General features: G+C 67.6%; 4 protein-coding genes. 3 read left to right on the plus strand and 1 reads right to left on the minus strand.

The features are described from left to right. The coding region (locus ACSZL9_RS19020; protein WP_446667099.1) for a GMC family oxidoreductase at positions 1 to 1,277 on the plus strand (1,277 nt) is incomplete at its 5' end. 15 nt (positions 1,278 to 1,292) lie between these two features. Here the strand turns inward: ACSZL9_RS19020 and ACSZL9_RS19025 are convergent. Continuing rightward, a complete protein-coding gene (locus tag ACSZL9_RS19025) occupies positions 1,293 to 2,186 on the minus strand; it encodes a hypothetical protein (protein WP_446667100.1) in 894 nt (297 codons plus the stop codon). A 118-nt stretch (positions 2,187 to 2,304) separates the two neighbouring features. Here ACSZL9_RS19025 and ACSZL9_RS19030 point away from each other — a divergent pair, with 118 nt between their 5' ends. Then, the gene (locus ACSZL9_RS19030) at positions 2,305 to 2,634 is read left to right on the plus strand and encodes a nucleoside triphosphate pyrophosphohydrolase family protein (protein WP_446667101.1); all 330 of its coding nucleotides are present in this window, start codon (positions 2,305 to 2,307) and stop codon (positions 2,632 to 2,634) included. Positions 2,635 to 2,706: 72 nt separating this feature from the next. Continuing rightward, on the plus strand, positions 2,707 to 3,096 hold the full coding sequence (locus tag ACSZL9_RS19035; RefSeq protein ID WP_446667102.1) for a hypothetical protein: 390 nt from the start codon (positions 2,707 to 2,709) through the stop codon (positions 3,094 to 3,096). Positions 3,097 to 3,312: the final 216 nt, after the last annotated feature.

A 3,312-nucleotide genomic window follows, 5' to 3' on the forward strand; every position in this document is an offset into this window, starting at 1 on the left:
CGGTCAACGCGCAGCTGGCCATCCGGCCACCGGTGGAGGACTTCGACGACTGGGTGTCCCAGGGCTGCACCGGATGGTCCCGGCACGACGTCCTGCCCTACTTCACCAAGCTCGAGGACGACGAGGAGTTCGGGGACGAGCCCTACCACGGTCGCGGCGGGCCGACCCCGATCTACCGGACTCCCGAGGAGGACTGGGGTTCGGTGGACAGGGCCCTTGCCCGGTCGGCCCTCGCCGCGGGGCACGCTTGGGCGCCGGACGTGAATGCTCCGGGGACTAGCGGGGTGTCGCCGTACCCGGCGAACTCACGCGATGGGCGACGGGTGTCGGTCAACGACGCCTATCTGGAGCCCGCGCGAGACCTCGACACCTTGACGATCCGTGGCGGGGCGCTGGTCGACCGTTTGCTGTTCTCCGGAAGCCGCGTCGTCGGTGTGCAGTTCGTTGTCGACGACTCCGTGCACCGTGAGTTCGCAGACACCACAGTGCTTTCCGGAGGCGTCATACAGTCTCCGGCCATTCTCATGCGGTCCGGGATCGGGCCGGAGCGGGACCTGCGAGCGCTCGGGATCGAGGTGCTGCAGGACCTCCCTGTCGGGCGGGGCATGCAGGATCATCCGATGGCGCTGATTTCGCTGCCGTTGAAACGGGAGGCCGTGGGCTCGTCACCGCACGAGCGGCATACCAATGTGTGCGTTCGCTGGACCAGCGATCTGGGGCAACCGGTCAACGACATGCTCTTCGTCTCGCTCAACCAGAACGTCCTGTCGCTCGCGATGGCCGATCCGGCGGCCGGCGCCGGAGCCTTCGGCGTGTGGCTGAACCGCAACGATTCGCGTGGTGAGTTGACCCTGACCTCGACCGAACCCGCGGTCCAGCCACGGGTGCAGCAGCGGATGCTTTCCGACGAGCGGGACCGGGCCCGTCTCCGCGAGGGCGTGCGTGCCCTGATCCAGCTCGCTCAGGACGATGAGGCCACTGCTGTTCTGGACAGGTCCGTCGAGGCAGCCAACCGCGAGCTGTTTGCCGTGCTCGACGACGACAGCGACCTGGATCAGCACCTGCTGGCGACAGTGGGCGACGCCCAGCACGGCACGAGCACCTGTCGCATGGGAGATCCGGACGGGGTCGACACCGTGGTCGACCCCGAGTGCCGGGTGCTCGGCGTTGACGGCGTCCGGGTGGTCGACGCGTCCATCTTCCCGTCCGTGACCCGGGCCAACCCGAACCTGACGGTGATCATGGCGGCCGAGTTGATGGCGGACCGGTTGGGGTGAACGATCCCCGGAGCGTCAGCTGAGCTGAGCAACCGGCTCGGTGACCGCGTCGTCGGCTGTGGCGAGCCACAGCGTGCCGACGACGATGGTGGCATCCAGCGGGCCGGACCAATCCTTTGTGCCCGCAACGCATTTCGTCGGGTGGTCCGCCGTGGCCGGGGCGACTGCGATCCCGCACTTCGCCTCGGTGACTACGTAGATCACGTTGTGGCCGGTGGCGATGGCGAGCACGTCGGACCCGTCGCCCGCCTTCTGCCAGGACCTGCCGGCGTCGGTGCTGTGCTGGACGGAGTGGTCGCCGCAGAGCACCGCCAGATCGGTCGAAGAGTTGGTCGCGACGTCGAGGATCGCGCTCCGGCAAGGCTGTTCGGCGACAGGATCGCCGGACTTGCGAAGTTTCGTGGGGTTCTCCGGATCGATCGTCCAGGTCGGTTCGGCCGTCGTGCTGCGCGGCGCCCGCCGACTGCTGAGGGCGTATGCCGTGGGTTCGCAGGAGCGGTCCGTTCCGGTCGCGACCAGGGCGTTCCCGGCATACGAAAGACCCGAGACGGTGTTCATCGGCAGCTTCGTGGCGGTCCAGTGCGCGCCGCCGTCATCGGAGTGCTCGAGGTGCACCGCATCGCTGCCGGGCGTGCACACCACGGACGTCGACGAGGCGCGCCACGCGCGTTCGGCGCTCACCGCCGCGACGACAACCTTGCCCGACGTGTTCGTCGATGCTGCAGGGGTGGTGGCGGCGCTCGCGGTGCTGGAGCCGGTCGGGGACCCGGTGCTCGACGCCTGCTTCTCCATCGATCGCGCGATCCGAGCGGTGTCGACATGTGTCGACCGCACGGCGCCCGTCACGAGGACCATATCGACGGCGACCAGGCCGGTGAGCAGCAGAACGGCAGCGCTGGGACGACGCATCGTGCTCCCTCCGGGTCGGGTGGCCGGTGCGTCCACTATGCCGTGTGACGGCCGTTCTCAGACAGCTGTCCAGGAATATTGCCATCGTCCGACTTCGCTCGGTCGCTACGGTGGCGCGATGGACTTCGACGACTACCAGCAGGCCGCACTCCGCACCGCGCGAGATAAGGACGCCAAGGACGAGTTCATGCACCTCGTGCTCGGGCTGGTCGGTGAGGCCGGTGAGATCGCCGAGAAGGTCAAGAAGCTGGTTCGCGACAAGAACAGCGACCTGGCCCAGCTCGACCGCGACAACATGGCGTCCGAGCTGGGCGACGTGCTCTGGTATGCCGCTGTCCTCGCAAATTTCCTCGGCCTGTCGTTGGACGACGTGGCGCAGCGCAACGTCGACAAGCTCGCCGACCGACAACGGCGCGGCGTGCTAGGCGGCTCGGGGGACAACCGCTGACGGAGGTCCTTTCAGCGCGACCGCTCGAAAGACATACTCGGGCCAATGGGGAGATCTGTAACAGCAGTTGTCGTGACAGCAGCGAGCCTCGCCCTGGTCGGCTGCTCCGGGTCCACGTCCGGTGGAGGCGATCACTCGACCGCACCTGAGACGCAGGCGAGTTCGTCGCATGTGCCGGCCAGCTATCCGGGCCTGCCATTGCACGGGATTCGCCTGTGCGGGACGGTCGAGAGCGCGTTCTCGGACACGCAGGGAGCACCGGTGCGGGTCGCTTCAGGTGACCTCTCCTGCAAGGAGGCCATGTTGATCGCCGTGAAGTACCAGCGGAAGGCGAAGCACGCTCACTCGCGGACGCAGGAGATCAGCGGCTGGCGTTGCCTGCCCAACGTCAAGCACGGGCAACCTGCAGCCGGGACCAACATCGCCTGCCACCGTGGGGACGAGTCGATCACCTACGGCTGACCTGCGGTATGGGGCCGATGTCGTCATACCGACCTCACGATTGTTGGGTGCGCCGTCGGTATTACGCCCACGTCAATGCGCCGAGCGCGCGGTCGCCGACGGGCTTGGGGCGTTGATCGCCGCCATGCGCACGGCGGGACAGCGCACCAACGACACGAAGCAGTGATCAGCACCGTCCGAAACCGCCTGCACTGCACTACGATTCGGCGGGCAGGC

Source organism: Flexivirga sp. B27 (assembly GCF_052905685.1).